This is a genomic window from Rubrivirga sp. (assembly GCF_965213695.1).
Taxonomy (GTDB): Bacteria; Bacteroidota; Rhodothermia; order Rhodothermales; family Rubricoccaceae; genus Rubrivirga.
Map to the genome: position 1 here is coordinate 2,378,107 of NZ_OZ243912.1, position 25,464 is coordinate 2,403,570.

The following is a 25,464-nucleotide window of genomic DNA, read 5'->3' on the forward strand; positions in this document are numbered from 1 at the left end:
GCGCATCGTGACTCAGCCCGACCCGCTGCCCGGATCTGCCGACCCACTGACGACGGACTCACCGGCCCACCGGGCGAGACTACTCCGCGGGCCGCTCGAACACGAGCAGGTGCTGCTGGGGGAGCACGCCGAGGTTCTCGACGAACTGGAAGCCGGCCGCCTCGACCTCGAGCCGCGCTTGCGCCTCCGTCATCTTGTGGAGCGGCTTGATCGGGACGTCGGGGTCCTCGGCCCGGTACTCGACCAGGACGAGACGCCCGCCGGGCCGCGTGGCCTGGTAGATCGACGTCAGCATCTCGCGCGGGTGCGAGAACTCGTGGTAGGCGTCGACGACGAGCGTGAGGTCGGTCGACTGCGGGCGCAGGCCCGTGCTCGTCTCCGAGCCCAGGACCGGCGCGACGTTGGCGAACCCCTCAGTCGTCGCCCGGTCCTCCACGATCCGCAGCATCTCGGGCTGGATGTCGACGGCGAAGACGCGGCCGTCGGGGACGAGCGGGGCCAGCCGGAACGTGAAGTAGCCCGTGCCGGCGCCCAGGTCGGCCACGACGTCGTCCGGCGCCAGGTCGAGCGCGCGGACGAGCACGGCCGGCCGCTCCTCGCGCTCGCGGTCGGGCCGCTCGAGCCAGGCGGCGCCGCGGTGGCTCATGACCTGGGCGATCTCGCGGCCGAGGTACGTCCGCCCCGTCCCGTCGGCCGAGGCCGGGCCCTCTTGGTAGGCCACGGCGCCCTCCTGGGAGAACGCGCGCGTCGCGGCCCGGGGCGCCAGCGACTGGCCGACGCTGTCGGCGGCGCGGGCGGGGACCGGAGCGGGCTCCGAAGTCTGGGCGCGGCACCCGACGGCGACGACGAGGGCCAGCAGCGCGAGGGCGCGCATGGGGGGGACGGACGGTTCGCGAGTCAAGCCGCTGGGGGAGGCGCCGGGGTCACGCGCGGGGGCGAGATGGCGAGGGGCCGAGCCACGCGCGAGGCGTCGGGGATGCCCGTCGCCCCCTCGGTCGCGTACGGCTCGATCAGCTCGACCGACGGGGTCGCGTTGCCCCGCTTCGAGCGGATGTTGAGGAACTCGACGATGAGCGCGAAGGCCATCGCCGTGTAGATGTAGCCCTTGGCGATGTGCTGGTTGAGCCCCTCCGCGATCAGCGTGACGCCGATCAGGATCAGGAACGCGAGCGCCAGCATCTTCACCGTCGGGTGCTTGTGGACGAAGTTCGAGATCGGCCCGGCCCCGACCATCATCACGCCGACGGCGATCACGACGGCGATGATCATCACCGCGAGGTCGTCCGCCATGCCGACCGCCGTGATCACGGAGTCGAGCGAGAACACGAGGTCCAGGATCGCGATCTGGATCAGGACCGACGCGAACGAGACGGCCTTCGGCTTCTCGGCCGCGTGCTCGCCGTCGCCCTCCAGCTTGTGGTGGATCTCGTGGACCGACTTGCCGACGAGGAAGAACCCGCCGATGAGCAGGATCAAGTCGCGGCCCGTCAGAGCAATCGGGCTCGTGTCGCCGCCCTCGACGGCGCCGCCGTGACCGACCGTGTCCCTCGCTGTCGACCCGAACGCTTCGAGGTCGTTGAGGAAGGGGAGGATGTCGCCGAGGTCGAACAGGACGGCCGTGAGCCCCATCACCCACGAGATCGAGACCAGGAGCAGGATCCGCATGCCCATCGCGAGCCCGAGCCCGATGGTCCGGCCCCGGGCCTGCTGGTGCTCGGGGAGCTTGCCGGTCAGGATCGAGATGAAGATGATGTTGTCGATGCCGAGGACGATCTCGAGCGTCGTCAGCGTGGCGAGCGCGATCCAGGCGTTGGGGTCGGCGGTCCAGTCGAACATGCGGGGTTGGGAGAGGGGCGCGGGAATCTAGTGGAGAGCCGGGCGGAGAGCACGGAGAGCACGGAGAGCACGGAGAGCACGGAGAGCACGGAGAGCACGGAGAGCACGGAGAGCACGGAGAGCACGGAGAGCACGGAACGTGCGGGCCGCCGAGGTCGCGGTCAAGCCAACTCTCCACGCTCTCCCCGCGGAGCGGGTCTCTCCGCGCGCTCTGCGGCGCCAGCCGCGCTCTCCTCGCGGAGCGAGGCCCTCCCTGCTCCTCCGGCCTCGGTACCTTCGGCCACCGCGCCGCCCACTCCAAAAACATGCCCGAGACGTCCGCCGCCGACCCGCTCGCCCACTACCCCACCTGGGCGCGTGAGCTGGCCCGCCGCTACTTCACCAAGACGCTCAACCAGTTCATCATCCACGGCAACGTCCGGGACCTGGTGCCGACGCTCGACGAGCGGGGCGAGCGGGCCTACGTCCCACTCCGCGAGTTCCTGGCCGAGGACCTGTTCGCCGGCCGCGACGTCGTCGTGTTCTACGACCGCTCGGACGGGATCCACTTCGAGGACGCCGAGAGCCGGAAGGACTTTAACCGGGCCCTCAGCGGCTACGACACCATCTTCGGGACCGAGTACGCCAAGAAGCTGCCCAAGGACCCAGCCCGCGTCTTCGCGCTCTTGGACAACTACTTCCGCCTGCGGCTGGCCGACGGCAAGCGCGTCGCCTGCGTCGTCGACTACGCCGAGACCATCATCCCGATGTCGGAGGCGGCGAGCTACTCGACCGAGGACCGCTCGGCGCTCGTCACGTTGCAGAAGTGGGCCCACGACCCGCTCCTGCTCCGGAGCGACTTCACGCTGGCGATCGTCGCCGAGAACCTCAACGACCTCTCGCGGGCCTTTATCCAGAGCCCGTACAACGCCGAGCTCGAGATCGACTTCCCCGACCTCGACGACCGCGCCGCCTTCGTCCGGTGGTTCCTCTCGGCCCAGCGCGACGGGCGCGCCCGGTACGACCGACTGTCGTCCGTCGCCGACCTCACGCTGGCCCAGAACACGGCCGGGCTCGGCTACGTCCAGCTCCGCTCGATCCTGGCCGACGTGTTGGAGAACGAGCGGCCGCTCACGTTCGACACCCTCAGCGCCAAGAAGAAGGAGCTCATCGAGGCCGAGGCCTACGGGCTCTTGGAGTTCGTCGAGACCGACTACACGCTCGACATGGTGGCCGGCCACGCCGAGGCCAAGGCCCACTTGCGCGCCGCCGCCGAGGCCATCAAGGCCGGCCGGCCCGACGTGATGCCGATGGGCTACCTCATCGCTGGGCCCGTCGGGACGGGCAAGACGTTCCTGGTGACCACGTTCGCGGGCGAGATCGGCATCCCGATGGTCAAGCTCAAGAACTTCCGGAGCCAGTGGCAGGGCGTCACCGAGGGGAACCTCGAAAAGATCCTGACGCTCTTGCGGGCCATGAACCCGGTCGCCGTCATGATCGACGAGGCCGACGCCGCGCTCGGCGACCGGAACGCCCAGGGCGACTCGGGCGTGTCGAGCCGGGTGTTCGGCCAGATCGCCCAGGCCATGTCCGACACCCGGTTCCGCGGCAAGATCATCTGGTTCTTGGTCACGGCCCGGCCGGACCTCATGCCGGTCGACCTCAAGCGCCAGGGCCGCGCCGAGGAGCACATCGGCCTGTTCTACCCGTCGACGCGCGAGGACCGCCAGGAGCTCCTGCGCGTCATGATGCGGAAGACGGGCGTCGACGTCGAGATGTCGGAGGTCCCGGAGGCCCTGCTCGACGGCGAGCGGACGTACTCCGGCGCCGACATGGAGGCGCTGCTCACCCGGGCCAAGTTCCGCGCGGCCACGAGCGCGCTCGACGGCCCGCCCCGCCCCAGCGGGGAGCCGGCCGATGGGCCCGCCGACGCCCCGGCCGAGGCGCCCTCGGGCGACGGGTCGGCTCCGCTCACCACGGGCGCCGTCGCCGCGGAGCCGGCCCCGCCCTCCGAGGCCCCCGACGGGCCAAGCCGCCAAGCGGCGACCATCGACCGCGCCGTGCTCCAGGCCGTCGTCGACGACTTCGTGCCGCCGTCGTACCCGCTCCAGGTCGAGCTCCAGACACTCGTGGCCGTCATGGAGTGCACCAGCCGCTCGATGCTCCCGGAGCGGTTCCGCGCGCTCGACCGCGAGGCGACCGTGCGGCGGGTGGGCGAGCTCAAGCGGCTGGTGGGCGAGCGCTGACCGGGCCTACTTCTTGTGGTAGGCCTTGTGCATCTTCTGATACAGGTCGTACGAGATGAGGACGGCCTCGGGCTCGTTGTTCTTCTGGATCATGATGCCCGTCTTGAGTCCTTTGGCTTGGTCGATCAGCGCCGACGTCTTCGAGCGGAGCTCGGTCACGGTCGCGATCGCCTCGATGCCCTGAGTGCTGTACATCCGAGTGGGGGGTTGGGAGAGAGTACACGTGAGCGGCGCGAGCGTGGTGGACGCCGCCACGCCTAAAATACTGAAATCCCTCTGTTCGACCGTCCCACTTCCGTCCTCGCCCCGATGTACCTCGCCCGCGTGACCGGCACCGTCGTCGCCAGCCAGAAGCTGGACCCGCTCGTCGGCCGGCGGCTCCTGGTCGTCGAGGCCATCGGGCTCGACGGGGCCGGCCTGGGCCGGACGGAGGACGTCGCGCTCGACCCCGGCCTGAGCGCGGGCGTCGGCGACGCGGTCCTGGTGGCCAAGGAGGGCGCCGTCGTGGCGACGCTCCTCGACACGCCCGGCGAGCCGCCGACGCCGGCCAACGTGGTCATCGTCGCCGTCGTCGACGAGTGGGACGGGACATCGGGCGACCTGTCCATCGGGTGATCGGGCGACTGGAAGAGGTCGGCTGAAAGGCCGGCCGTATGGGCGTCCTCCGCAATCGCCCATCGCCCGATCCCGAATCGCTCGATCCCCTGACTCACTCCCTCTTCAACCCGCCGCGGGGTCCCCGACCGGCCGGTCAGGGTATCCTGACGCCCCCTCCCCCCCTCCAGACATGGCGAACGCTCCCTACGACGTCCTCGTGATCGGCTCCGGGCCCGGCGGCTACGAGGCCGCCATCCGCGCGCACCAGCTCGGGCTCAAGACGGCCATCGTCGAGAAGAACAAGCTCGGCGGCGTCTGCCTCAACATCGGGTGCATCCCGACCAAGGCCCTGCTCAAGAGCGCCGAGATCGCGAGCCAGCTCGCCCACATCGCCGACTACGGGTTCACGACGCCCGGCGGCGACGGGGCCACGTTCCCCCAGCCCGACTTCGCGGCCGTCGTCCAGCGCTCGCGCGGCGTGGCCGACAAGATGAACAAGGGCGTCCAGTTCCTCATGAAGAAGAACAAGGTCGACGTGTTCATGGGCCAGGCCACGCTCTTGGGCGGGGGCAAGGTGGCCGTCGAGCCGTCCGAGACGATGGACGGCGAGACCGTCGGCGAGTCGACGACGGTCGAGGCCCGGGCCATCATCGTGGCGACCGGCGCTCGGGCGCGCGAGATCCCGACGCTGCCCGTCGACGGCGAGAAGATCATCGACTACCGCCAGGCCATGCTCCAGACCGAGCGGCCGGAGAGCATGGTCATCGTCGGGGCCGGCGCCATCGGCGTCGAGTTCGCCTACGTGTACCACCACATGGGCACCGAGGTCACGCTGGTCGAGCTCCAGGACCGGCTCGTCCCGGTCGAGGACGCCGACGTCTCGAAGGAGCTCGAGCGGGCCTACAAGAAGATGGGCGTGACCGTCAAGACGGCGACCGAGGTCACCCACGTCGACACGTCCGGCGACGGGTGCGTCGTGACGATGAAGACGCCGAAGGGCGAGGAGACCGTCGAGGTGTCCCAGGTGCTCTCGGCCGTCGGCGTCGTCGGCAACGTTGAGGACGTCGGGCTGGACGAGGTCGGCGTCGAGCACGAGCGCGGCGCCATCAGGGTGGACTCGATGTACCGGACGACCGTCGACGGCATCTACGCCATCGGCGACGTGATCGGGGGGCCGTGGCTGGCGCACGTGGCGAGCCACGAGGGGGTCGTCTGCGTCGAGCACATCGCCCACGAGCAGGGCAAGGCCGAGCACGGGCCGCACCCGGTCGACTACCTCAACGTGCCGGGCTGCACGTACTGCCTCCCCCAGATCGCGTCGGTCGGCTACACCGAGGCCAAGGCGAAAGAGGCCGGGTTCGAGGTCAAGATCGGCAAGTTCCCGTTCACGGCGTCGGGCAAGGCGGCGGCCATCGGCGACCAGACCGGGTTCGTTAAGGTCGTGATCGACGCCAAGTACGGCGAGGTCTTGGGCGCCCACATCATCGGCCACGACGCGACTGAGATGATCGCCGAGGTGGTCACGGCGCGCGCGCTCGAGACGACGGCCCACGAGATCATGGAGGCCATGCACCCGCACCCGACGCTGTCGGAGGCCGTCATGGAGGCGTGCCGCGACGCCTACGGCCAGGCCATCAACGCCTAGCGCGGCGGCCTCTCCCTGACCGGCCGGCCCCGGCCGCCTTCCGCCCCGCTGCCGCCGGCGGGGCGGTTTTTCCCAGAGCGCGCGCTGGATCGGGTCGCGCCAGAGCGTCCGCGGCGCGGAAACCCCGTGGGGTCGGCCGCGTCTTGTCACGCCAATCGCCACGCACATCTCACGCCATGCGACGGACACTCTCCCCGATCATCGTCCTCGTCGCGAGCCTCGGCCTCGCTTCGTGTTCCAGCCCGAACACCGCGTCGGCCGACGGGGACGATCAGAACGTCTTGACGGCCGAGAACATCCGCGAGTTTGCGGCGACGAACGGCGGGGCGACGGCGCTCGACCTCGTGAGGCGCCACCGCAGTTTCTGGCTCCGGGTGCCCGCCACCCCGACCGTGTACCAAGGGACGGTCGTGCTGGGCGGGCCCGAGGCGCTCGACCGGCTCGGTCTCTCACAGGTCCAGAGACTGGAGTTTCTCGACCCGCGCGTAGCCCGGAACCGCTACGGCGTCCAGAACCACCCCGTGGGAGGCGGCGGGGCCATCCTCGTCACCCTCGGGTAGCTCCTCGGCCTGTCTCGCCCGCTGGCAACCGGCGCCAGCGGGGCGGAACTTGTTGAGGGCAACCCCGGCGACGGCCATCCGTTGTAGACTCCACGGAACACGCCGCGAGCACGAGATGGCTACCAACACAGGCGAGGGCGCGCGGAAGGGCGCCGTGAAAAATCGGGTCCAAGTTCTGAACCCCGTCACCAAGCGCTGGGTAAAGCTCGACACGAAGACCGGCCGGATCATCGACCACAAAAAGACGCCAGGCGAGTACAAGGGCATCCGCAAGAAGTAGCTCGTCTGTGGCCCTCGTCTTCTCGCCGGTGACACAGGACGTGATGGAGGGGCCGTTTCAGCCCCGCCCACGCCACGCCTTCCTCATGCTCCATAGTGCGGAGCGGCGGAGCCGGTTGGACAGGGAGTTGGAGTCTTCGACGGCGTCGGTTCTGCAGGAGTCAGGCGTCACGGCGATCCGTGCGACGGACATCGGTGGCACCGGCGACTACCTCGAGAAGATCATCGGGCTCATCCGTGGATGTGGGCTAGGCGTCGCCGTCTTCACCGAAGCGACGCCGCCTCCGACGCTCGCGAACATCTTCTTCGAGGTCGGTCTTTGCCCGATGTTTGGGCGGCCTGTGGTTCTAGCCAAAACGGCGGAGGCCATCACACCGTCCGACTTCGTGCGGACGGAGTGGGTCGCGCGCTACGAGAACGAGGGCCAGTTCCGAGCGAACTTGCTCGCGACGCTCGACACGCTCCTGACGGAGAGTGTCCGGTACTACCGCTCAATCGCTGAAGTAGCCATTGAGGCAGACGAGGTCGATTACGAGATCGCGTTCGAGCGCTTCGTTCAGGCTTACCTCCTTGGCGGTGAGAAAGAAGATCTCGACGACATTCGCCGGATCTACGACGCCCTCCGATCACCGTCCGAGGACCCACGGCTCCACACGGTCCGACGCCGGCTCCGCGCGACGGTCGGTCACTTCGTCAAGCTCGCGACGGGATAACTCCCTGTCTCGCCCGCGGGCGCCGGCCGTCAGCGGGTCGATCAACCCTCGTGCTCGGCGAGCCAGTCGGCGTCGAAGGCGGCGAGGAGGTCACGGAGGCCGTCGCGCCAGAGCCCGTGCGTGCCGTCGGCGCGGCGGCGGAGCCAGAAGCCGTAGGCCGCGTTCGCCTCGTACTTCGCCTCCCAGTCGTTGGCGATGGGGAGGCCGATGTCGGGCAGCAGCGTCTCGCTCCGGTCGGTGAACGCGAAGACGGAGAACCCCGGCGACTCGTAGGCTTGGGCGCCGGCGGGAACGGGCCCGCCGTCGAGGAACGTCGCGTAGCCGAGGAGCGGGCCGGCGGGCGTCCGCTCGGGGAAGCCGGCGGCGGCGAGGTCGGCGTGTGTGAGCCAGTAGGTCCGCGCCAGCCGCGCGACGCGGCGGCGGTAGACCGGGGCCACCATCGCCCGGACCGCCGCGCCCTCCGGCACTGCCGTCGCCCACGCCCAGCGGACGAACGCCGGGTCGTAGTGCCCGAAGGCCCGCGGCGCGGAGAGGTCCAGGTCGACCGCCTCGCCCGCCGCCCGGTGGGGCCCGCTCTCGAACGGGGGCGCCGGGGCGAGCGCGACCAGCGACGCGGGGGCCGCCACCTGGGCCGCCAGGCATGCCAGGCCGCGCACGCCGAAGTCCGTGAACCACGTCCCGAACGGCCCGTCGCACGTCTGGACGGGGTCGGCCTCGGACGCCTCCCCCCGAGTGTCGAACCCGGCCGCCGCGTCGTCGAGCCCGAGCCAGACCTGGCGGGCCGCCCGCTCGGCCGCGTCGTCGGGGGGCGCTGTTGGCGTCGAGGACGTCCCGGAGCAGCCGGCGAGGAGGATCAGCGCGACGAGACGCAGCGAGCGGGGCATGGCGTACGGGGGAAGCGGGGCCGGCGACGCGGCACGGAGCCGACGGCCCCTGAACCCCGAACGGGCGAGATCGTTCAGACGGCCCCTCTCCTCTTCATCCTCTCCCCCTCCCATGTCCGACGTCTCCCCCGCCGAGCGCCGCGAGCGCATCGAGAAGCTCGCCGACCTTATCGAGGACATCCGCATCTGCATGCTCACCACCGTCGACACCGACGGGACCCCGTGGAGCCGCCCCATGGCGACCCAGGAGGTCCGGTTCGGCGGCGACCTGTGGTTCTTTACCCGGGACGACTCCGAGAAGGTCGACCACGTTGACAGGAACCGGAAGGTCGGCGTGGCCTTCGCCCGGCCCGACCGCCAGGACTACGTCACGATGGCCGGGACCGCGCTCGTGGTCAAGGACCGCCAGAAGGCCGAGGAGCTGTGGTCGGAGCCGCTCAAGGCCTGGTTTCCCAAGGGCCTCGACGACCCGCACTTGCGGCTGCTCAAGGTCGAGGTCGACCGGGCCGAGTACTGGGACTCCCCGTCGAGCCCCATCGTCTACGCGCTGGGTTACGTCAAGGCCAAGATTACCGGCGAGCCGGCCCGTGACATCGGCGAGAACGAGAAGGTCGACATCGGGTAGCGATCTCGGCCGGTCGGACGCGGCGTGCCCGACACCCTGAAACGGAACCGCACCCCCTCCCCTACGATGGACCTCCCCGCGCGCCTCCGCCAGTCGTGGACCGACAACGCCGACGCCTGGGCGCGCGTCGTCCAGGGCGGCGCCATCGCGAGCCGCGAGGTCGGGACCGACGCCGCCATCGTCGAGGCCGTCGTGCGGGGGCTCCCGCCGGCCGGCCGCGTGCTCGACGTGGGCTGCGGCGAGGGCTGGCTGTGCCGGGCCCTCGCCGCGCTCGGGGCCGAGACCTACGGCGTCGACGCGAGCGAGCGCCTGGTCGAGATCGCCCGGCTGGCCGGCGGCGCCTTCGGGGTCGTCGCCTACGACGAGGCCGAGGACGACCCCGCCCGGCTCGGCGGGCCGTACGACGTGGCCGTGTTCAACTTCTCGCTCCTGTCCGACGACGTGACCGGCATCCTGCGTGCGGCGGCGTCGCGGCTGGACGAGGGCGGGCGCGTCGTCGTCCAGACCGTTCACCCGGCGACGGTCGACCTCCCCTACCGCGAGGGCTGGCGCGAGGAGTCGTTCCGGTCGATGGGCGACGACTTCGAGCCGATGCCGTGGTACTTCCGCACGGTCGGCGCCTGGGTCCGGTCGCTGGGCGCCGCCGGGCTCCGGCTGACCGAGGTGGCCGAGCCCCTCCACCCGGAGACGGGCGCGCCGCTGTCGCTGCTGATGGTCGCCGAGCGGGGCTAGTGCAGCGGCACAGCTCATTTAACCCACGTTGTGCCTCCGGTCCTCGCGTCCGTTGGGACCGAGGACGGGAGACCGCCGGAGACTCGTCAGGGAAGCCGGTCCCCGGTCCTCCGTCTCCGGTCCCACCGCCTCTTCCGGTTCAGACACAACTCGGGTTATTTAGCGGGTTCGCGCGTGAGCGGATAACGTGATGCGTGATTCCGGTCGAGCGAGTCACGCATCGCTCGTCACGCATCTGCGGCGATCTGAGACTCACCCATCGCAGACGCCGCGTCGTTGCACTAACCCTCGAAGTCGTCGGCGGCTTCCTGATCGGCCGCCTCGCGCTCGGCCTCGACGAAGGTCCACAGCCGCTCTTTCAGCCGGTCGAGGCCCTGGCGGGCGACGGCCGAGATCGGGACCACGTCGACGCCGTCGGGGAAGCCGGCGCGGGCCTCCTCGACCCAGGCGTCGGCGAGGTCGGGCCCGACGATGTCCATCTTGGTCAGGGCCACCATCCGCGGCTTGCTCATGAGGTGGGGGCTGAACGCCTCCAGCTCACCGAGAAGCGTCGCGTATCGGGCGCCCGGATCGACGGCGTCGGCGGCGACGCAGAACAGCAGGACCGCGTTGCGCTCGACGTGCTTGAGGAACTGGTGGCCCAGCCCGCGCCCCTCCGACGCGCCCTCGATGAGCCCGGGGATGTCGGCCATCACGAACGAGCGGTAGTCGCCGACCGACACCATGCCGAGGTTGGGCTCGAGCGTCGTGAACGGGTAGTCGGCGATCTTGGGCTTGGCCGCGCTCAGCGAGCTGACGAGCGTGCTCTTGCCCGCGTTCGGGAACCCGACGAGGCCGACGTCGGCCAAGAGCTTGAGCTCCAGGACGATCTCCCGCTCTTGGCCGGGCTCGCCGGGCTGGGCGTAGCGCGGGGCCTGATTGGTGGGGCTCTTGAAGTGCGTGTTGCCCTGGCCGCCCCGGCCGCCCTGGGCCACCACGATCCGGTCGCCCTCGTGGACCACCTCGCCCAGGACCTCGCCCGTCGTCCCGTCCTTGACGACGGTCCCGAGCGGGGCCCGGAGCACGATGTCGTCGGCCGCCTTGCCGGACTTGCCCGAGCCGCCGCCGGGCTCGCCGTCTTTGGCGAAGTGGTGCCGGTTGTAGCGGAGGTCGAGGAGGGTGTACAGGTGGCCGTCGCCCTCGACGATCACCGAGCCGCCCTCGCCGCCGTCGCCGCCGTCGGGACCCCCGTTCGGCTCGAACTTCTCGCGGCGGAAGTGGACGCTCCCGGCCCCTCCCTTCCCGCTCCGGACGGTGACGGTGACGTAGTCGACGAACTTCATTTGCCTGGAGGGATGCGGGATACGGGATGCGGCATGGGCACCCAGAGCGGACAGCTTAGTGAGCGGGGCGCCGAATCGCCGTGAGTCCTCTGCTAGCTTTCCGTCGTCCCCGTATCCCTCCATGCCTGATCCCGCATCCCTCAAGGACGTCACCATCTACACCGACGGCGCGTGCTCGGGCAACCCCGGGCCCGGCGGCTGGGGCGCGACGCTGATCTACGGGACGCCGCCCGACACCGTCACGCGCGACCTCAAGGGCGCCGAGCCCGAGACGACCAACAACCGGATGGAGCTGACGGCCGCCGCCGAAGCGCTCGAAGCGCTCCGCGAGCCGTGCCGCGTCCGCTTGCACTCGGACAGCGCCTACGTCATCAACGCCTTCAACGACCGCTGGATTGACGGCTGGCAGCGGCGGGGGTGGAAAAAGGCCGACAAGTCGCCAGTCCTCAACCGCGACCTGTGGGAGCGGTTGATCGCCCAGAACGAGCGGCACGACGTGACGTGGGTCAAGGTGAAGGGCCACGCCGGCGTCCCGCTCAACGAGCACGTCGACGGGCTCGCCGTCGGCGCGATGCGGACGATGATGGCGGAGAACGAGGCGTAGGTCTCGCGGCGACTCGCGCGGTAGGTTGGCGCCATGACCAGGATCGTCCGCCTCGCCGACCAGTTGAGCGCCGCCGTCGGTTGGCTGTGCGCGCGGCTCGTGGTGGTGATGGTGGCCGCGGGCGCGCTCGGCGCCGGGCTCCGCTACCTCGCTCCGGTGCTCGGGATCACGCCCGCGCTTAACGCCATCGGCGACGTCCAGTGGATGCTGTTCAGCGCCGTCTTCCTGCTCGGCGCCGCGTGGGCGCTGGCCGAGGACGCCCACGTCCGCGTCGACGTGGTGTACGGGCGGCTGTCCGTCCGCAAGCGGGCGGCGGTCGATCTGGCGGGGACGGTGCTCCTGCTGCTCCCCCTGTGCGGGCTGCTGGCGTGGGCGTCGTGGCCGGCCGTCGTCGAGTCGGTCGCGCTGCGCGAAGAGGCGCTCGACGCGGGCGGGCTGGTCCGGTGGCCCGTCAAGCTCTTGGTGCCGGTCGGGATCGGGCTGCTGGCGCTCCAGGCCGTCGCGCAGGCCGTGAAGGCGGCGGCCGTGCTTTCGGGGCGAGCCCGATGAGCCGCCGGGTCCATCCGTCTCCGTTCGGACGTGGAGGGAGGTGGGGAGCCCGTGTGGGAGGCAGCCGGGCGGAGACCTCCCCCCTCCCACACGCCCACACACCTCCCGGATTCGGCGCCGCGGGCCCTGCCGAGACGCCCCAGGTCTGATGGACGTCCTCCTCGCCCACCTGGCCGACTGGCTCGGGCCGATCCTGGTCGGCGTCGTGCTCGCGCTCGTGTTCTCGGGGTACCCCGTCGCGTTCGCGATTGGCGGGGCGTCGGTCGCGTTCGCGCTGCTGGGGCTGGCGACGGGCTACTTCGACCCGCCGTTCCTGCTGGCGCTGGGCGACCGGCTGTTCGGGATCATGCAGAACCCGGTGCTGCTGGCGATCCCGTACTTCATCTTCATGGGCGTCGTCTTGGAAAAAAGCCGGCTGGCGGAGGACCTGCTGACGACGATTGGCGCGCTGTTCGGGCGCGTCCGCGGCGGGCTCGCGCTGGCGGTCGTGGTGGTCGGCGCGCTGCTGGCGGCGGCGACGGGCGTGGTCGGGGCGAGCGTCGTCGCGATGGGAGCGATCGCGCTGCCGGTGATGCTCCGGCACGGCTACCGGCCGTCGTTCGCGGCGGGGACCGTCGCCGCGTCGGGGACGCTGGGCCAGATCGTGCCGCCGTCGATCGTGCTCATCGTGCTGGGCGACCAGCTCGGCGTGAGCGTCGGGTCGCTGTTCGCCGGCGCGCTCGTGCCGGGCCTGATGCTGGCGACGCTGTTCGGGCTCTACGCCGGCTGGGTCGCCTGGCGACATCCCCAGGCCGCGCCGGCCCTGCCGCCGGAGGAGCGGACCGAGCACGGGTGGGCGCTCGCCCAGCGCGTGGCGACGGCGCTCGTGCCGCCGCTCGTCCTGATCCTGGTCGTCCTCGGGAGCATCTTCGCCGGCGTCGCCACGCCGACCGAGGCCGGCGCGCTCGGGGCCGTCGGCGCGCTCGTCCTGACGGCCCTCAACCGCCGCCTGTCCCGGCCGATGGTCTGGGACGCCGCCCGCTCGACGGCCCTCTTGACGACGATGGTGCTCGTCCTGCTCGTCGGCTCGACCGTGTTCGCGCTCGTCTTCCGGGGGCTCTACGGCGACGTCTGGATCGAGGAGGCCCTCGTCGGGTTGCCGGGCGGGAAGATCGGGCTGCTGATCGTGGCCAACGTGCTGGTGTTCGTGCTGGGGTTCTTTATCGACTTCTTCGAGATCGCCTTCATCGTAGTCCCCCTCCTGGCGCCGGCCGCGGCGGCGCTCGGCATCGACCTGGTGTGGTTCGGGGTGATCCTGGGGATGAACCTCCAGACGTCGTTCCTGACGCCGCCGTTCGGGTTCTCGCTGTTCTACCTCCGCGGCGTTGCCCCGCCCGAGCTGACGACGGGCCAGATCTACCGGGGCGCGCTCCCGTTCGTCGCGATCCAGCTCCTCGCCCTCGCCGCCGTCCTGGCGTTCCCCGAGCTGGTGCTGGCGTTCGCCGGCGAGTGAGGCGTGAGCGGTGAGGCGTGAGCGGTGAGGCGTGAGCGGTGAGGCGTGAGCGGTGAGGCGTGAGCGGTGGCCCCTCTCTTCGGGCCACCCTGCGTCCTCCCTCTGCCAGTTCCCCAGTTCCCATTTCCGCGAGCGCCAGCGAGCCTTTCCCGCGAGCGGAGCGAGCCCGCGTCAGCGAGCCCCCGCCATCGTCCGCTCCGCCAGCCCGAACCAGCGGTCGGAGGCGGCCTGGAACTGGCGGTAGCTCTGGAGGAGCGCGCGGCTGTGGGCGTCGTCGGCCATGCCGTCCATCAAGTCGCGGGACGCGGCGGCGGCGGCGGCCATCACGTCGTCGGGGAACGGGACGGCGCGGACGCCCCGGTCCAAGAGCGACGCCAGCGCGGCCGGGTTGAGCGCGTCGTACTCGCTCAGCATCCTGGCATTGGCCTCGTCAGACGCACTCTGCAACGCCTCCCGGTACGACGCCGGCAGCCCGTCCCACGCCGCCCGGTTGACGTAGAACGAGAGGCCGGCCGCCGGCTCCCACCAGCCCGGGTAGTGGTACGTCTTGACGACGCGGTAGAAGCCCATCTTCTCGTCGTCGTACGGCCCGACCCACTCGGTCGCGTCGATGGCCCCACGCTCGAGCGCCCCGTAGATCTCGCCGCCGGCCAACGTTTGGGCGACGACGCCGAGTTGCTCCATCGCGCGCCCGCCGAGCCCCGGGATCCGCATGGTCAGCCCGGGCAGGTCCGAGAGCGAGCGGACGGGTCGGCGGAACCACCCGCCCATCTGGGTCCCCGTGTTGCCGCCCAACAGGCCGACGACGCCGAAGTCGTCGAGCGTCCGCTGGGTCAGCTCGCGGCCGCCGCCGTGGCGGATCCAGGCGTCGTGCTGGCGGGCCTGCATCCCGAACGGGACGGCCGTGTCGAACGTGAGCGCGGCCGTCTTGCCGAGGTAGTAGTAGCCCGCCGTGTGGCCGATGGGGACCGACCCGGCCTGGACGGCGTCGAGCACCTGGAGCGCCGGGACGAGCGCGCCGGCCTCGCTCGGCTCGATCTCGAACCGGCCGTCGGTCAACGCGGCCACGCGGGCGGCCAGCGTCTCGGCCGCCCGGTGCAGGATCTCGGTCGAGCGCGGGAAGCTCGACGCCAGCCGCCACCGGACCCGGGGCCGCGTGACGACACTCGGCCCGCCGGCCGCGGCCGTCTCGCCCGTGTTGCGCCGCCCGTGGCCCGGGCCGGGCCCGCACCCAGCGAGCGCGCCTCCGGCTCCGAGGGCGGCGGCAGAAACGAAGCGGCGACGGTGCATCAGGGGATGGTGTGATCGGGTGAGGTCAGATTGGGCGCTCGGTCCGGTTCGGCAAGGGTAGCGACGGCGGGGGGTCCCCAGCCCACCCAATCGTCCATCGCCCGATCCCCCATCACCCGATGACTCGTCCTCGCCCGGCCGTCGCCTCGACGAACGCCGCGCGCAGCGGCTCGGCCTCCGACCGGCGGACGCGGAGCGCGAGCTCGGTCCCCTCGGCCGAGTGCGACTGGTCGGCCACCTCGGCGTCGAACACGTCGAGGAGCCGCATGGCCGGCGACGTGTCCTCGAACGCGAACGCCAGCCGGACCGGCACCCGGACCGTCACGACCTGCTTGCGAGCGGCGTCGAGCGCCGCGCCGGCCGCCTCCCCGACCGCCCGCGCCAGCCCGCCGACGCCCAGCTTGGTGCCGCCGTAGTACCGCGTGACCACGACGACGACGCGGTACAGCTCGCGGGCCTCGATCTCGCGCAGGATCGGCGGCCCCGTCGACCCCGACGGCTCGCCGTCGTCGGACGAGCGCGGAGCCGGGGCGTCAGGTCCCAGGCGGTAGGCCCAGCCGTGGTGGCGCGCCGCGTGTTCCCGCGCCCGGACGGCCTCGACGTGCGCCAGCGCCTCGTCGGCCGACCTCGCCCGGAAGGCGTCGCCGATAAAGCGGGACCCCTTCGTCTTGGGAGGCTCGGCCTGGGACGGGGCGGCGAGCGTTCGGTAGGAGTCGGGCGGAGGCACAGGCGCGCGGATTTCTCAGCGAACGTACGGCCCCCGACCGGCGTCCGACCGATCCTGTGGAAGCGCTCCCCGCCCGCCCCGTGCTCGCGTTCGTCCTCGCCCTCCTGCTCGCGACCCCGCCCCCCACCGTCACCGCGGCGGCGGCCGACCAGGCCGTCCAGATTGACGGGTCGCTCGACGAGGCGGCGTGGGCCGCGGCCGAGCCGGCCACCGGGTTCGTCCAGTTCGAGCCCGTCGAGGGCGCCCCGGCCTCGGAGCGGACCGAGGTCCGCGTGCTGACCACGTCGGCCGGGCTCGTCGTCGGCGCGCGGATGTGGGGCGCCCGCGTCCGGACGCCGCTGAGCCGCCGCGACGACGAGGGCGACGCCGACCGGTTCGTCGTCGCCATCGACAGCTACAACGACGGGCGGACGGCCTACGCCTTCGGCGTCACCGCGGCCGGCGTCCAGTTCGACGCCACCATCGAGGGCGGCGACGACGACGACTCGTGGGACGCCGTCTGGGACTCGGCCGTCCGCGTGCTCCCCGACGGGTGGGTGGCCGAGATCCGGATCCCGTACTCCCAGCTCCGCTTTTCCGACGGCGTCTCGTCGTGGGGCGTCAACTTCCAGCGCGTCGTGCCGGCGACGGGCGAGGAGACGTTCTGGGCGCCGGTCACGCGCGCCGAGGCCCAGGGCGGGCTGGTCCGGCTGTTCGGCCGCCTCGACGGGCTCGCGGGGATCCGGCCCCAGCCCGTCTTGCAGGCCATCCCGTACACGCTCGCGGGCGGCTCGCGGCGCGAGAGCGAGGCCGTGCCGGGCACCGGCGACACCGGCTTCGAGGGCAACGTCGGTGCCGACCTCAAGGTGGGGCTCTCGTCGAACGTGACGCTCGACGCGACGGTCAACCCGGACTTCGGCCAGGTCGAGGCGGACCCGGCCCAGCTCAACCTGGGCACGTTCGAGGTCATCCTCCAGGAGCGCCGGCCGTTCTTTACCGAGGGGACCCAGATCTTCGACCTCACCGTCGGCGGCGGGCGCGACGGGGCGCTGCTGTACACGCGCCGGATCGGGAGCGCCTCGCCCATCGTCGCCGCGACCAAGCTGACCGGGCGGACGCCCGCCGGCCTGTCGTTCGGCGTGCTCGCGGCGGCGACGGGCCAGGGCTTCGCGCCCGACCGCGGCTACGTCGCCGGCCGGCTCAAGCAGGAGTTCCCCGGCCAGAGCTACCTCGGCGGGGGGCTCACGGCGTTCCTGGCCGACGACTCCTACACCGCCGGCGCCACGGGCGCTCCGCTCGCGGTCGCCGGGGCCACCGACGGGGCCCTCCGGTTCGCCGGCGGCGACTGGCTGTTCGAGGGGACGGCCGCCGGGACGGTCCGCGCCGAGGGCGACGACCGCGACCTGGGCGGCGCGCTCTACCTCGGCTTGGACAAGGTCCAGGGCTACTTCCTGCCCGGCTTCGGCCTCCGCGTCTACTCGGCCGACTTCCGCCTCAACGACGTCGGCCGGTTCCGCCAGACCGACGTCGTCCAGGCCCGGGCCGGCGTGCGCCACCTGTGGAACCGGGGCCAGCCCGTCGGCCCGTTCCGGCGGCTCAACACGGGCGGGTTCCTCACCCAGACGTGGACGCTGGCGGACGGGGCGAACCAGGGGCTCCGGCTGTTCTCGTTCAGCAGCGCCGACCTCGCGGGCTTCCAGGAGATCGACCTCAACGTCGAGGCCGAGGGGCTCGGCGGCGTCGACGTGCGCGAGACGCGCGGGCTCGGGCCCGTCCGCAACCTGGCGTCGGCCAGCGCGCGGCTCTCGTTCGAGAGCGACAGCCGGCGCCCGTTCCGCTGGGAGATCGGCGTCCGCGGCGGGGCCGACGAGGACGGCGGGGCCCGCTACGGCGTCGGGGGCGGACTCTCGTGGACGGCCTCCGACCGCGTCTCGCTCTCGCTCGACGGCGGCGTCGGCGCGGGCGACGGGGTCCGGGCCTGGGCCGCCAACGAGAGCGTGTTCCGCACGCCGACCGGCCTCGCCGTCGGCGCGGTCGCCGGCGTGCCCGAGGCGGTCGGCGACGCCGACCTCGTCCCGTTCGACGGCGACGACGGCCTGCTCGACGGCCTCACGCCGTACGGAGAGCCGCTCGCGGTCGACGCCCAGGCGTTCTACGTCCCCATCCTCGGCGCCCGCGACACGCGCGAGGTGGACCTCACGACGCGGGCCCAGGTCATCTTCGGGCCGGGCGTCTCGCTCCAGCTCTACGGCCAGCTCTTCGCCGCGCGCGGCCGGTTCCGCGACTTCGCGCTGCTCGCCGGCCCCGACGACTTGCGCCCGCTCCCCGGCTTCCCCAAGCGCCGCGACTTCTCGGTCGCCTCGTTCACCGCCAACGCCGTGTTCCGGTGGGAGTACCGACCCGGCTCGGCCCTGTTCGTCGTCTGGAGCCAGGGCCGCGAGGACGCGCTCTTCGAGGAGACCCTGCTCCGCGGCGCCGGCCCGTCCCCCTTCGACGTCGGCCCCGTGGGCTCGCTCGGCGGCGCCTTCGGCGCGTTCCCCGACGACCTCGTCCTGGTCAAGCTGAGCTATTTGTTGATGCGGTAGGGGCTCGCTGGCGCTCGCGGGAAGGGCTCGCTTCGCTCGCGGAACGGGGAGAGGGGAACGGGCAGACGTGGGGCGGGCCAACCTGCTCGCGACGCCGGCGGTGGCCAGAGAGCGAGGGACCAGGCGTGAGCGGAAGCCCTCCACCTCCCTTCAGCGATCTCACCTCCTCCCTCTGCCCGTTCCCACTTCCTCGTTCCCCTTTCCCGCGAGCGCCAGCGAGCCTCACCCCTCGATCTCGGTCACGAGCTGGATCTCGCGGAGCACGCCCTGGACGCGGAAGCAGTCGAAAAAGTCGCCCTGGTACACGCAGTCCTTGCCCTCCGTGTGAACCGTGAGCGCGTGCTGGTAGCCCCGCTCGACCGTGCACCCGACGGCCTTCATCAGCTGGACGATGACCTCCTCGAACGTGTGGATGTCGTCGTCGTAGAGGATGACGCGCCACGGCGTCTCGACGGCGACCTCGTCGTCGACTTCGACGACCGGGGCGACGTCGGGCGTAGCCGGTCCGGCGTCCAGCACCTCGCGCGTCATCGCTAGGCCGCCGTCGTCTCGGCCGGCGCCTCCGTCGGCAAGAGCGCCAGGATGTCAAAGTCCTCCGTGACCGGGTTCGCGAGCAGCTTCTCGCACGCCTGGCGGACGGTCGCCTCGGCCGCCTCCGCCGATGGCGCGTCGACGCGGAGCGCGAAGAACTTGCCCGTCCGGACGTCCTCGACCGACGGCATCCCCAAGTCACGGACGGCGGCGCGGATCGCCTTCCCCTGGGGGTCCAAGATCGACGGGCGGAGCGTGACGCGGACGTGGGCGGTGTACATCGGTGGGCGGAGGGCGGGCCCGGAAGCTACGGCCCGACGTCGACCACGGGGGCCGGTTCGTCCGGGTCCGGGTCCGCCCCGGTCGCCACGCGGACGGCCCAGAGCAGGGCCCGGCCCAGCCCCCACCCGAGGTAGATCACGGCCGCCGCCAGCAGGCCCTCCTCCTGGAACACGACGCCCAGCACCATCGCCGTCAGGAAGAGCAGGAAGCGGTAGCGGTAGGCCCGGAGGTTCGTCCGGTTCGGCTGCGGCAACGCCGGGAACGAGATCGGCGACACCATCAGCGCCGACATCCCGACGACGAGCGTGATCAGGACCGAGAGCTGGGGCCGGGCCAGCACGTCGAACCACGGCCGGTCGATGAACGTCAGGATGAACACGACGACGGTGCCGGCCTGGGCCGGGATCGGGAGCCCCGAGAACTCGGTCGACTTGACGCCGGCCTCGGTGAGCGAGTTGAACTTGGCCAGCCGGACGGCCCCGAACAGCGCGGGCAGGCTCGCCAGCAGCCCGCCCCACATCGGCCCGAGCTGGTTCAGCCCGAACACGTAGAGCAGGAAGCTCGGCGCGACGCCGAACGAGACGACGTCGCTCAGCGAGTCGAGCTCGACGCCGAAGTCGCCCGACACGCCAACGAGCCGGGCCATCAGCCCGTCGAGCAGGTCGAAGAACCCGGCCAGGACCACGAGCCACGCGGCGGCCTCCAGGTTGCCGGCCGCCGTCTGGATCAGCGAGAAGAACCCGGCCAGCAGGTTCATCAGCGTGAAGAAGTTCGGGACGGCGGCGCGGGCCCGGGCGCGGTTGCGCGGGCCGGCGGCGCGGCGCGCACGGAGGACGGGGCCGCGGCGCGGTCGGGGCGTCGGCGCCATCAGGCCACCTCGGGCGACGGCCCGGCGACGGTCGTGGCGAGGAGACGACGGGTGCCTTCGGAAGCGAGCACAGGCCAGGTGGGGAACGCCGAGGTCAACGCCGCGACGGCCGGCCGGCGTTCCGCGCGAGGCCAAACGAAGAACGGGGACCCTCCGACAAGCGGAGGGTCCCCGTTCAGGTTCCTTGCGGATGCGCCGTCCCGCGAGCCGTAGCTCCGGTCGGGCGACCGAGTGCGTCACGCCGCGTGCGGCCGTCGTGGGCCGTCCGAGGACCGCTGAGACAGCGGGCTCGGACTGCGACGACTGGTGGCCGCTGCGGGGCGCCGGGTCGCTTCGGGGACGAGTCCCCGTGCGCTCCCGTCGCGCGTGCTGATACCTCCTGGTACGGAACAGGTCGGGCGTCGCGTGGGCCGGAGGCCCGGTCGCGACGTCACGCTCGCGGCGGTCCGTCCGCCGAAGCGGCCGGTGCCGTCCACCCGAACCGAGGTCCGGGTGGGCGCGCGGTGCCGGTCGGATGCCGCCTCCGGATCCGATCTCCCCTTTCACAGGGAGCCAGAGGTCCGGAGCAATCCATCCGTGGCACGGAGGTCTCGTCGGGTCTCCCGTCGGGTCGTCTTAAAAAGTGACCGTCGGGGTGGCCGTCCGAAGACGGCCGGAGGGCGACGAGCCCGCCGCTCCGCCGAAGCGGAGCCGTTGCGCGCAGAGCATTCCGTGAGGAAGCCCTCGTTCAGCAAATGACGCACTGTGTCAAGGAACGCGACCGCGAACGGCCGCCTGCCCGAAGGCAGTGACCCATGGTACCGTGGAGGCCCGGTGGAGTCAAGGTGAACGGGGCGTTAAGTTGCCCACATCTCCACGCCCGTCCACATTGGACCCTTCGGGCTTCGGAGCTTCACCCGGACGGCTGCCCGAGCCGTGCTCTGCTAGCCCGTTCTCCCCCAACGGAGTCCCCCTCCACCCCTATGCGCACGCTTGCCCTCGCCCTTCTCGCCTTCTCGCTTGCCGGGTGCGAATCGCCGTCGTCTCCCCGCCTCGAAACGCCGGCGGACAGCTTGGCTTTCCGCGTGACCGAGTCGGCCGGAGGGCTCCGGGCGTGGGAGTCGCTGCCGGGCCTGGCGTTCGAGTGGGCCGTCGTCCGGGACTCCGTCGAGGTCGTCCGGACGCGGCACGTGTGGGACAAGCGCGGCGACCGGGTCCGCTCGGAGTGGCTCGGCGGCCAGGACAGCACCTACGTCGCCGTCTTCCAGCCGTCCCGGTTCGACCCGAACGCACCCGAGGGCTCGGTCGCCCTCGACGGACTGGAGGTCGTGGGGCCAGAGGCGGCCGAGCGGCTGGTCGAGGCCAACGGCCGGTTCGTCAACGACGGGTACTGGCTGCTGGCGCCGCTCAAGGTCCTGGACCCGGGCGTCCGGCGGACCGTCGAGGCCCGGGACGGGTTCGACCGGTTGGCGCTCGGGTTCGACCGCGTGGGCCTGACGCCGGGCGACCGCTACTGGATCGAGGTCGAGGACGTGTCCGGCGCCATGACCGGGTGGTCGTTCCAGCTCGAGAGCGGCAACGAGGGCCGGTTCCAGTGGGTCGACCCCGTCGAGCTCGACACGCCGGACGGCCCGCTGTTCCTGGCCCGCACCAAGGTCTCCGACGACGGCCAGTCGCTGATCCTGACCGAGCCGACGGCGCTCCTCGAGATCGACGAGACCGAGTTCACCGACCTCCGGCCGCGCATGAAGCGGTCGGCGCTGTAGCGGAGGGGGTCTGCGGCCCGTCGCCTCGGTCTTCGTGTCCCGTACCGCGGCCCTCGCGCTCGCGCTGCTCGTAGGCGGGTGCACCCACACCCGGCCAGCTCCGCTGGCGTCGGCCATCGGTCGAGCCGAGGTCAACGTCCGTGCTGGAACCGAGCCGGCCGTCCTTACTCTCGCTAGCGGCGAGCAGGTCCGGGTCCGGGCGCTCCACGTGGCCCCGGACGTGACGACGTGGACTGATACCGAAACCGGGACTGCCCGATCGGCCCTGACGACAGCGCTGTCGTCGGTCCGGTTCACCAGCCGGGGCCGTGGGGCCCTGGAGGGGGCCGGTCTCGGCCTCGCAGTTGGGGCCGCGCTGGGGCTCGGAACCGGGGCGGCCAGTGGGCTGCTAGGTCCATTGCGCAGCGGGTGGGCGTTCGGGGCGCCTCTACTCGGGGCGTTCGGCACAGGCGCAGGGCTGGTAGGTGGGCTAGACCGCGGGTCGTGGACGGTGTACGAAGCAGACCACGACTCGGGAGTGGCTCCGGTCGCACCAGCCTCTGGGGGATCTCCACCGGGGTCACGTTGAGGGGCCCACGCCACGCCCTCCTTCCCTCCTCCCCCACTCCTCTACTCCGCGTCCGGCCCCCAGATCAGGTCGACCAGGACGCGGCCGACCTGACCGAGGCTCTCGGCGCTGACGCGGTCGGGCGTGTCTGCCGTCGTGTGCCACGTGTCCGGGAACGGCGTCTGGATCAGGCCCACGACGGGGATCCCCTCGCGCAGGAACGGGACGTGGTCGTCCTGGATCGGCGGGCCGTCCTGGTCCACGAACGCCGTCGCCCCGACGCGCCGGGCCGAGGCCCAGACCCGCTCGACGACCTCGGGTGCGTACTGGACCGAGAACCCCTCGCGCGGGATGCGGAGGTCGCGGTCGCCGACCATGTCGAGCAGGACGCCCCAGACGGGCCGGTAGCCCGGGTTGTGGAGGACGAACATCTCGGACCCCATCGCGAACGGGACGCGCTGGGCCTCGGGCACGGCCGGGTCGACGGTCCCGAGGTCTTCCAGGTCGAACAGAATCACGTCGACGCCGACGGGGCGTTCGAGCGGGTGGGCGTCCAGGAGCCGCGCGATCTCCAGGAGCACCGCGACGCCCGAGGCCCCGTCGTTCGCGCCGAGGACCGGCTCGCCCCGCCGCGCCGGGTCCGGGTCGTTGTCGGCGAACGGCCGCGAGTCCCAGTGGGCCGCGAGCAGGATCCGGCGGCGCGAGTCCGGCTGCCACGAGGCGATGATGTTGGTGCCACGGAACGACCGGGTCGTGTCGCTCGGGTCCGGGACCTCGATCTGCTGCTCGACCACGCGGTCGGCGTAGACGCCCAAGCGGCGGACGAGCCAGGCCCGCGTCGAGTCGTGGGCGGCCGTGCCGGGCACGCGCGGGCCGAACGCCGTCTGCTCTTCGACGAGCGCGAACGCCCGGACCTCCTCGAAGTCGGGCAGCGGCTCGGGGCGGGTCGTCCACCAGACCCCGACGGCGACGGCGAGCACCACAAACGCCGCGAGCGCGAGCAGAACGCGACGGCTCACGCGGGCAGGGCGAAAAACTGGAGGTCCGCCAGGTCGTCGTCGAGCCGGCCACCCGCCGATGCGGGGGGCAGGTCGCGAGCCATCTGCTCCGCCTCGGCGAGCGCCCGGCGCATCAGGTCGGCCCGGTCCGCGCCCGAGATGGTGCGGGGCTCGGCCGCCGCGCGTCCCGCGACGACCTCGGCCAGCGACAGCGCCGCTCCGGACGCGCGGCCGGCGCGGACCGTCCACTCGCCCGTGGCCACGTCGAAGTCGTAGAGGGCGAGGAAGCGGGCGCCGTGCTCGGCGACGAGCTCGACGGCGCGGATGAGGTACTCGATCTCGTCGTCGTCGTGGGTGTAATGGAAGCCGACGCGGGCCCAGCCGGGCTTGAGCCCGTGGACCCCGTCCACCAGGCACTGGCGGTAGCGGGCGCTCAGGGCGGCGCCGATGTCCAAGAGCCGGTGGCCGTAGGGACCGGCGCACGAGCACCCGGCCCGGCTCTGGACCCCGAACAGGTCGCACAACAAGACCGTCACGAACCGGGGGTGGAGCACGCCGCCCAGCCCGTCGCGGACGTTGAACGACACGATCGGCAGCCGCTCGACCTCAGCGCCCGGGCCCAGGATCTCGATCCGGTCGTCGCGGCCCCACCGCGCCAGCACGCGCGCCAGGTGCTCGCGCTCGCGCGCGTGGATGGCGTCGACGCCGACGGCCCGCTTGACGTCGAGCGCGATGGCGGCCCGCAACGCCTGGTAGAGGCCCGGCGTCCCGGCCGTCTCGCGCGCCTCGACGTCGTCGACGTAGTCGTGGTCCGTCGCGTTGACGTAGGCGACCGTCCCGCCCCCGCCGACCGTCGGCGCCAGGCCGTCCGGGTAGAGGGCGGCGTTGAACACGAGGACGCCCGACGAGCCGGGCCCGCCCAGGAACTTGTGGGGCGACAGGAAGACGGCGTCGATCCGGGCCTCCGGGTCGCCCTCCGGCGCCATGTCGATCTCGACGTAAGGCCCGGCGGCGGCGTAGTCGAAAAAGGCGAGGGCGCCGTGCCGGTGCAGCACCCGGGCGATCTCCCGAACGGGCGCGAGCACGCCGGTCACGTTCGAGCCGGCCGAGAACGAGCCGTACATCGTCCGCCCGGCCCACTGGGGGTCCGTGAGGTGGCGCTCCAGGTCGTCGAGACAGACCTGGCCTTGGGCGTCGAGCCCGACCTCGACGACGGTGCACAGCCCCTCGCGCCAGGTGACCTCGTTCGAGTGGTGCTCGTACGGACCGACGAAGACGACGGGCCCGGTCTCGCGGAGGTCGCCCATCAGCCGGCCGGCGTCTTCGTCGCCGAGCGCCTTTGTGAGCCGCGCGCCCAGGTCGCGGAGCGTGGCCGGCGGGATGGCGACGCCCAGGATCTCCTGGAGCTTGTGGATGGCCCCCGTCGAGCCGGCGCCGCAGCACACGACGCGCCCGCTCGGGCCCGCCCCGACGGCCCGCTTGATGGCCCGCTCGGCGTCGTGGAGGAGCCGCGTCGCCGTCCGGCCGGTCAGGCTGTCCTCGGTGTGGCTGTTGGCGTAGAGCGGGGCCAGCGACCGGAGGTAGTCCTCGACGAACGCGAGCTGGCGCCCGCTGGCCGTGAAGTCGGCGTAAACGAGCGGGCGCTCGCCGACCGGCGTCTCGACGACGGCGTCGGCGCCCAGGGTCTGGGCGCGCAAGGCGGCGGGCGTGAGCGGCGGGAGCTCCATCCTGGAAGATAGGCCCCGAGGACCGGATGCCTCGGAGGAGTGGACCGTCTTCGAGGGCGAGCGCGACCTCCCCCTCGTCTGGAGAGGTCGCGGCGCCCCGGGCGTGGAGAGCGCGCGGAGCG

25 protein-coding genes are annotated in these 25,464 nt (G+C 72.0%); 13 read left to right on the top strand and 12 right to left on the bottom strand.

Translation table 11 applies throughout. The annotated features are described in order from the left end of the window. Positions 1-79 precede the first annotated feature (79 nt). Together ACOOHE_RS10460 and ACOOHE_RS10465 are read right to left on the bottom strand one after the other, a co-directional pair. Positions 80-874 carry a class I SAM-dependent methyltransferase gene (locus ACOOHE_RS10460; RefSeq protein WP_420454028.1) on the bottom strand — a complete coding sequence of 265 codons (795 nt, stop codon included), beginning with the start codon at positions 872-874 and terminating at the stop codon, positions 80-82. A 23-nt stretch (positions 875-897) separates the two neighbouring features. Then, a complete protein-coding gene (locus ACOOHE_RS10465; protein ID WP_420454029.1) occupies positions 898-1,836 on the bottom strand; it encodes a TerC family protein in 939 nt (312 codons plus the stop codon). Positions 1,837-2,141: 305 nt separating this feature from the next. On the opposite strand from ACOOHE_RS10465, the gene ACOOHE_RS10470 reads away from it, so the two are divergent. Next, on the top strand, positions 2,142-4,061 hold the full coding sequence (locus ACOOHE_RS10470) for an AAA family ATPase (protein WP_420454030.1): 1,920 nt from the start codon (positions 2,142-2,144) through the stop codon (positions 4,059-4,061). Positions 4,062-4,067: 6 nt separating this feature from the next. Here ACOOHE_RS10470 and ACOOHE_RS10475 read toward each other — a convergent pair whose 3' ends face one another. Continuing rightward, on the bottom strand, positions 4,068-4,256 hold the full coding sequence (locus ACOOHE_RS10475) for a type II toxin-antitoxin system Phd/YefM family antitoxin (RefSeq protein ID WP_420454031.1): 189 nt from the start codon (positions 4,254-4,256) through the stop codon (positions 4,068-4,070). A gap of 114 nt (positions 4,257-4,370) precedes the next feature. Between ACOOHE_RS10475 and ACOOHE_RS10480 the strand changes: the two genes are divergently transcribed. The 5 genes from ACOOHE_RS10480 (at position 4,371) to ACOOHE_RS10500 (ending at position 7,855) form a co-directional block, all read left to right on the top strand. Beyond that, positions 4,371-4,676, top strand: a complete 306-nt coding sequence (locus ACOOHE_RS10480; protein WP_420454032.1) for a EutN/CcmL family microcompartment protein — start codon at positions 4,371-4,373, stop codon at positions 4,674-4,676. 172 nt (positions 4,677-4,848) lie between these two features. Continuing rightward, the gene (gene lpdA / locus ACOOHE_RS10485; protein WP_420454033.1) at positions 4,849-6,303 is read left to right on the top strand and encodes a dihydrolipoyl dehydrogenase; all 1,455 of its coding nucleotides are present in this window, start codon (positions 4,849-4,851) and stop codon (positions 6,301-6,303) included. Positions 6,304-6,479: 176 nt separating this feature from the next. Continuing rightward, positions 6,480-6,863: a hypothetical protein gene (locus ACOOHE_RS10490; RefSeq protein WP_420454034.1), complete on the top strand. Its 384-nt coding sequence runs from the start codon at positions 6,480-6,482 to the stop codon at positions 6,861-6,863. A 115-nt stretch (positions 6,864-6,978) separates the two neighbouring features. Next, positions 6,979-7,143 carry a hypothetical protein gene (locus tag ACOOHE_RS10495; protein ID WP_420454035.1) on the top strand — a complete coding sequence of 55 codons (165 nt, stop codon included), beginning with the start codon at positions 6,979-6,981 and terminating at the stop codon, positions 7,141-7,143. A 7-nt stretch (positions 7,144-7,150) separates the two neighbouring features. Beyond that, positions 7,151-7,855, top strand: coding sequence for a hypothetical protein (locus ACOOHE_RS10500; RefSeq protein WP_420454036.1), 705 nt, complete (start codon positions 7,151-7,153; stop codon positions 7,853-7,855). Positions 7,856-7,896: 41 nt separating this feature from the next. Here ACOOHE_RS10500 and ACOOHE_RS10505 read toward each other — a convergent pair whose 3' ends face one another. Continuing rightward, complete coding sequence (locus ACOOHE_RS10505; RefSeq protein ID WP_420454037.1) at positions 7,897-8,739, bottom strand: hypothetical protein; 843 nt, start codon at positions 8,737-8,739, stop codon at positions 7,897-7,899. A gap of 112 nt (positions 8,740-8,851) precedes the next feature. Between ACOOHE_RS10505 and ACOOHE_RS10510 the strand changes: the two genes are divergently transcribed. Then, positions 8,852-9,364 (top strand): pyridoxamine 5'-phosphate oxidase family protein, encoded by a 513-nt coding sequence (locus tag ACOOHE_RS10510; protein WP_420454038.1) that lies wholly within the window; start codon positions 8,852-8,854, stop codon positions 9,362-9,364. A 66-nt stretch (positions 9,365-9,430) separates the two neighbouring features. After that, positions 9,431-10,096 carry a class I SAM-dependent methyltransferase gene (locus ACOOHE_RS10515; protein ID WP_420454039.1) on the top strand — a complete coding sequence of 222 codons (666 nt, stop codon included), beginning with the start codon at positions 9,431-9,433 and terminating at the stop codon, positions 10,094-10,096. A gap of 281 nt (positions 10,097-10,377) precedes the next feature. Here ACOOHE_RS10515 and obgE read toward each other — a convergent pair whose 3' ends face one another. Next, positions 10,378-11,418, bottom strand: a complete 1,041-nt coding sequence (obgE, locus tag ACOOHE_RS10520; RefSeq protein ID WP_420454040.1) for a GTPase ObgE — start codon at positions 11,416-11,418, stop codon at positions 10,378-10,380. 121 nt (positions 11,419-11,539) lie between these two features. Here obgE and rnhA point away from each other — a divergent pair, with 121 nt between their 5' ends. From rnhA to ACOOHE_RS10535, 3 genes are all read left to right on the top strand, one after another. Further along, positions 11,540-12,022, top strand: a complete 483-nt coding sequence (rnhA, locus tag ACOOHE_RS10525; RefSeq protein ID WP_420454041.1) for a ribonuclease HI — start codon at positions 11,540-11,542, stop codon at positions 12,020-12,022. A 33-nt stretch (positions 12,023-12,055) separates the two neighbouring features. Beyond that, a complete protein-coding gene (locus tag ACOOHE_RS10530; protein WP_420454042.1) occupies positions 12,056-12,571 on the top strand; it encodes a TRAP transporter small permease subunit in 516 nt (171 codons plus the stop codon). Positions 12,572-12,719: 148 nt separating this feature from the next. Further along, positions 12,720-14,063: a TRAP transporter large permease gene (locus tag ACOOHE_RS10535; RefSeq protein WP_420454043.1), complete on the top strand. Its 1,344-nt coding sequence runs from the start codon at positions 12,720-12,722 to the stop codon at positions 14,061-14,063. Between the two features lie 171 nt (positions 14,064-14,234). On the opposite strand, the gene ACOOHE_RS10540 is transcribed toward ACOOHE_RS10535, so the two are convergent. Beyond that, positions 14,235-15,353 carry a TRAP transporter substrate-binding protein gene (locus ACOOHE_RS10540; protein ID WP_420454044.1) on the bottom strand — a complete coding sequence of 373 codons (1,119 nt, stop codon included), beginning with the start codon at positions 15,351-15,353 and terminating at the stop codon, positions 14,235-14,237. 112 nt (positions 15,354-15,465) lie between these two features. After that, positions 15,466-16,080, bottom strand: coding sequence for an IMPACT family protein (locus tag ACOOHE_RS10545; RefSeq protein WP_420454045.1), 615 nt, complete (start codon positions 16,078-16,080; stop codon positions 15,466-15,468). Between the two features lie 80 nt (positions 16,081-16,160). Here ACOOHE_RS10545 and ACOOHE_RS10550 point away from each other — a divergent pair, with 80 nt between their 5' ends. Then, positions 16,161-18,644 carry a DUF5916 domain-containing protein gene (locus ACOOHE_RS10550; protein WP_420454046.1) on the top strand — a complete coding sequence of 828 codons (2,484 nt, stop codon included), beginning with the start codon at positions 16,161-16,163 and terminating at the stop codon, positions 18,642-18,644. A 222-nt stretch (positions 18,645-18,866) separates the two neighbouring features. On the opposite strand, the gene ACOOHE_RS10555 is transcribed toward ACOOHE_RS10550, so the two are convergent. The 3 genes from ACOOHE_RS10555 to pssA are packed head-to-tail and all read right to left on the bottom strand — an operon-like array spanning position 18,867 to position 20,325. Further along, on the bottom strand, positions 18,867-19,175 hold the full coding sequence (locus ACOOHE_RS10555; protein ID WP_420454047.1) for an ATP-dependent Clp protease adaptor ClpS: 309 nt from the start codon (positions 19,173-19,175) through the stop codon (positions 18,867-18,869). A 2-nt stretch (positions 19,176-19,177) separates the two neighbouring features. Continuing rightward, on the bottom strand, positions 19,178-19,456 hold the full coding sequence (purS, locus tag ACOOHE_RS10560; protein WP_420454048.1) for a phosphoribosylformylglycinamidine synthase subunit PurS: 279 nt from the start codon (positions 19,454-19,456) through the stop codon (positions 19,178-19,180). Positions 19,457-19,482: 26 nt separating this feature from the next. Then, positions 19,483-20,325, bottom strand: a complete 843-nt coding sequence (pssA, locus tag ACOOHE_RS10565) for a CDP-diacylglycerol--serine O-phosphatidyltransferase (protein WP_420454049.1) — start codon at positions 20,323-20,325, stop codon at positions 19,483-19,485. 962 nt (positions 20,326-21,287) lie between these two features. Between pssA and ACOOHE_RS10570 the strand changes: the two genes are divergently transcribed. Then, positions 21,288-22,070, top strand: a complete 783-nt coding sequence (locus tag ACOOHE_RS10570; protein WP_420454050.1) for a hypothetical protein — start codon at positions 21,288-21,290, stop codon at positions 22,068-22,070. Between the two features lie 609 nt (positions 22,071-22,679). Here the strand turns inward: ACOOHE_RS10570 and ACOOHE_RS10575 are convergent. Both ACOOHE_RS10575 and ACOOHE_RS10580 read right to left on the bottom strand, forming a co-directional pair. Further along, entirely contained in the window at positions 22,680-23,636 is a 957-nt protein-coding gene (locus ACOOHE_RS10575; protein WP_420454051.1) for a M28 family peptidase, read from the bottom strand. Beyond that, positions 23,633-25,342: an aminotransferase class V-fold PLP-dependent enzyme gene (locus ACOOHE_RS10580; RefSeq protein ID WP_420454052.1), complete on the bottom strand. Its 1,710-nt coding sequence runs from the start codon at positions 25,340-25,342 to the stop codon at positions 23,633-23,635. The genes ACOOHE_RS10575 and ACOOHE_RS10580 overlap by 4 nt, the downstream gene beginning before the upstream one ends. Positions 25,343-25,464: the final 122 nt, after the last annotated feature.

Excerpts from the sequence above, each read along its gene's own strand:
- ACOOHE_RS10515 (WP_420454039.1), top strand. The coding sequence starts at position 9,431 with ATGGACCTCCCCGCGCGCCTCCGCCAGTCGTGGACCGACAACGCCGAC.
- ACOOHE_RS10535 (WP_420454043.1), top strand. The coding sequence starts at position 12,720 with ATGGACGTCCTCCTCGCCCACCTGGCCGACTGGCTCGGGCCGATCCTG.
- ACOOHE_RS10580 (WP_420454052.1), bottom strand. The coding sequence starts at position 25,342 with ATGGAGCTCCCGCCGCTCACGCCCGCCGCCTTGCGCGCCCAGACCCTG.
- ACOOHE_RS10490 (WP_420454034.1), top strand. The coding sequence starts at position 6,480 with ATGCGACGGACACTCTCCCCGATCATCGTCCTCGTCGCGAGCCTCGGC.
- ACOOHE_RS10465 (WP_420454029.1), bottom strand. The coding sequence starts at position 1,836 with ATGTTCGACTGGACCGCCGACCCCAACGCCTGGATCGCGCTCGCCACG.
- ACOOHE_RS10530 (WP_420454042.1), top strand. The coding sequence starts at position 12,056 with ATGACCAGGATCGTCCGCCTCGCCGACCAGTTGAGCGCCGCCGTCGGT.
- ACOOHE_RS10475 (WP_420454031.1), bottom strand. The coding sequence starts at position 4,256 with ATGTACAGCACTCAGGGCATCGAGGCGATCGCGACCGTGACCGAGCTC.
- ACOOHE_RS10505 (WP_420454037.1), bottom strand. The coding sequence starts at position 8,739 with ATGCCCCGCTCGCTGCGTCTCGTCGCGCTGATCCTCCTCGCCGGCTGC.
- purS (WP_420454048.1), bottom strand. The coding sequence starts at position 19,456 with ATGTACACCGCCCACGTCCGCGTCACGCTCCGCCCGTCGATCTTGGAC.
- ACOOHE_RS10470 (WP_420454030.1), top strand. The coding sequence starts at position 2,142 with ATGCCCGAGACGTCCGCCGCCGACCCGCTCGCCCACTACCCCACCTGG.
- ACOOHE_RS10540 (WP_420454044.1), bottom strand. The coding sequence starts at position 15,353 with ATGCACCGTCGCCGCTTCGTTTCTGCCGCCGCCCTCGGAGCCGGAGGC.
- ACOOHE_RS10480 (WP_420454032.1), top strand. The coding sequence starts at position 4,371 with ATGTACCTCGCCCGCGTGACCGGCACCGTCGTCGCCAGCCAGAAGCTG.
- ACOOHE_RS10570 (WP_420454050.1), top strand. The coding sequence starts at position 21,288 with ATGCGCACGCTTGCCCTCGCCCTTCTCGCCTTCTCGCTTGCCGGGTGC.
- ACOOHE_RS10495 (WP_420454035.1), top strand. The coding sequence starts at position 6,979 with ATGGCTACCAACACAGGCGAGGGCGCGCGGAAGGGCGCCGTGAAAAAT.
- lpdA (WP_420454033.1), top strand. The coding sequence starts at position 4,849 with ATGGCGAACGCTCCCTACGACGTCCTCGTGATCGGCTCCGGGCCCGGC.
- ACOOHE_RS10555 (WP_420454047.1), bottom strand. The coding sequence starts at position 19,175 with ATGACGCGCGAGGTGCTGGACGCCGGACCGGCTACGCCCGACGTCGCC.
- obgE (WP_420454040.1), bottom strand. The coding sequence starts at position 11,418 with ATGAAGTTCGTCGACTACGTCACCGTCACCGTCCGGAGCGGGAAGGGA.
- ACOOHE_RS10460 (WP_420454028.1), bottom strand. The coding sequence starts at position 874 with ATGCGCGCCCTCGCGCTGCTGGCCCTCGTCGTCGCCGTCGGGTGCCGC.
- rnhA (WP_420454041.1), top strand. The coding sequence starts at position 11,540 with ATGCCTGATCCCGCATCCCTCAAGGACGTCACCATCTACACCGACGGC.
- ACOOHE_RS10510 (WP_420454038.1), top strand. The coding sequence starts at position 8,852 with ATGTCCGACGTCTCCCCCGCCGAGCGCCGCGAGCGCATCGAGAAGCTC.
- pssA (WP_420454049.1), bottom strand. The coding sequence starts at position 20,325 with ATGGCGCCGACGCCCCGACCGCGCCGCGGCCCCGTCCTCCGTGCGCGC.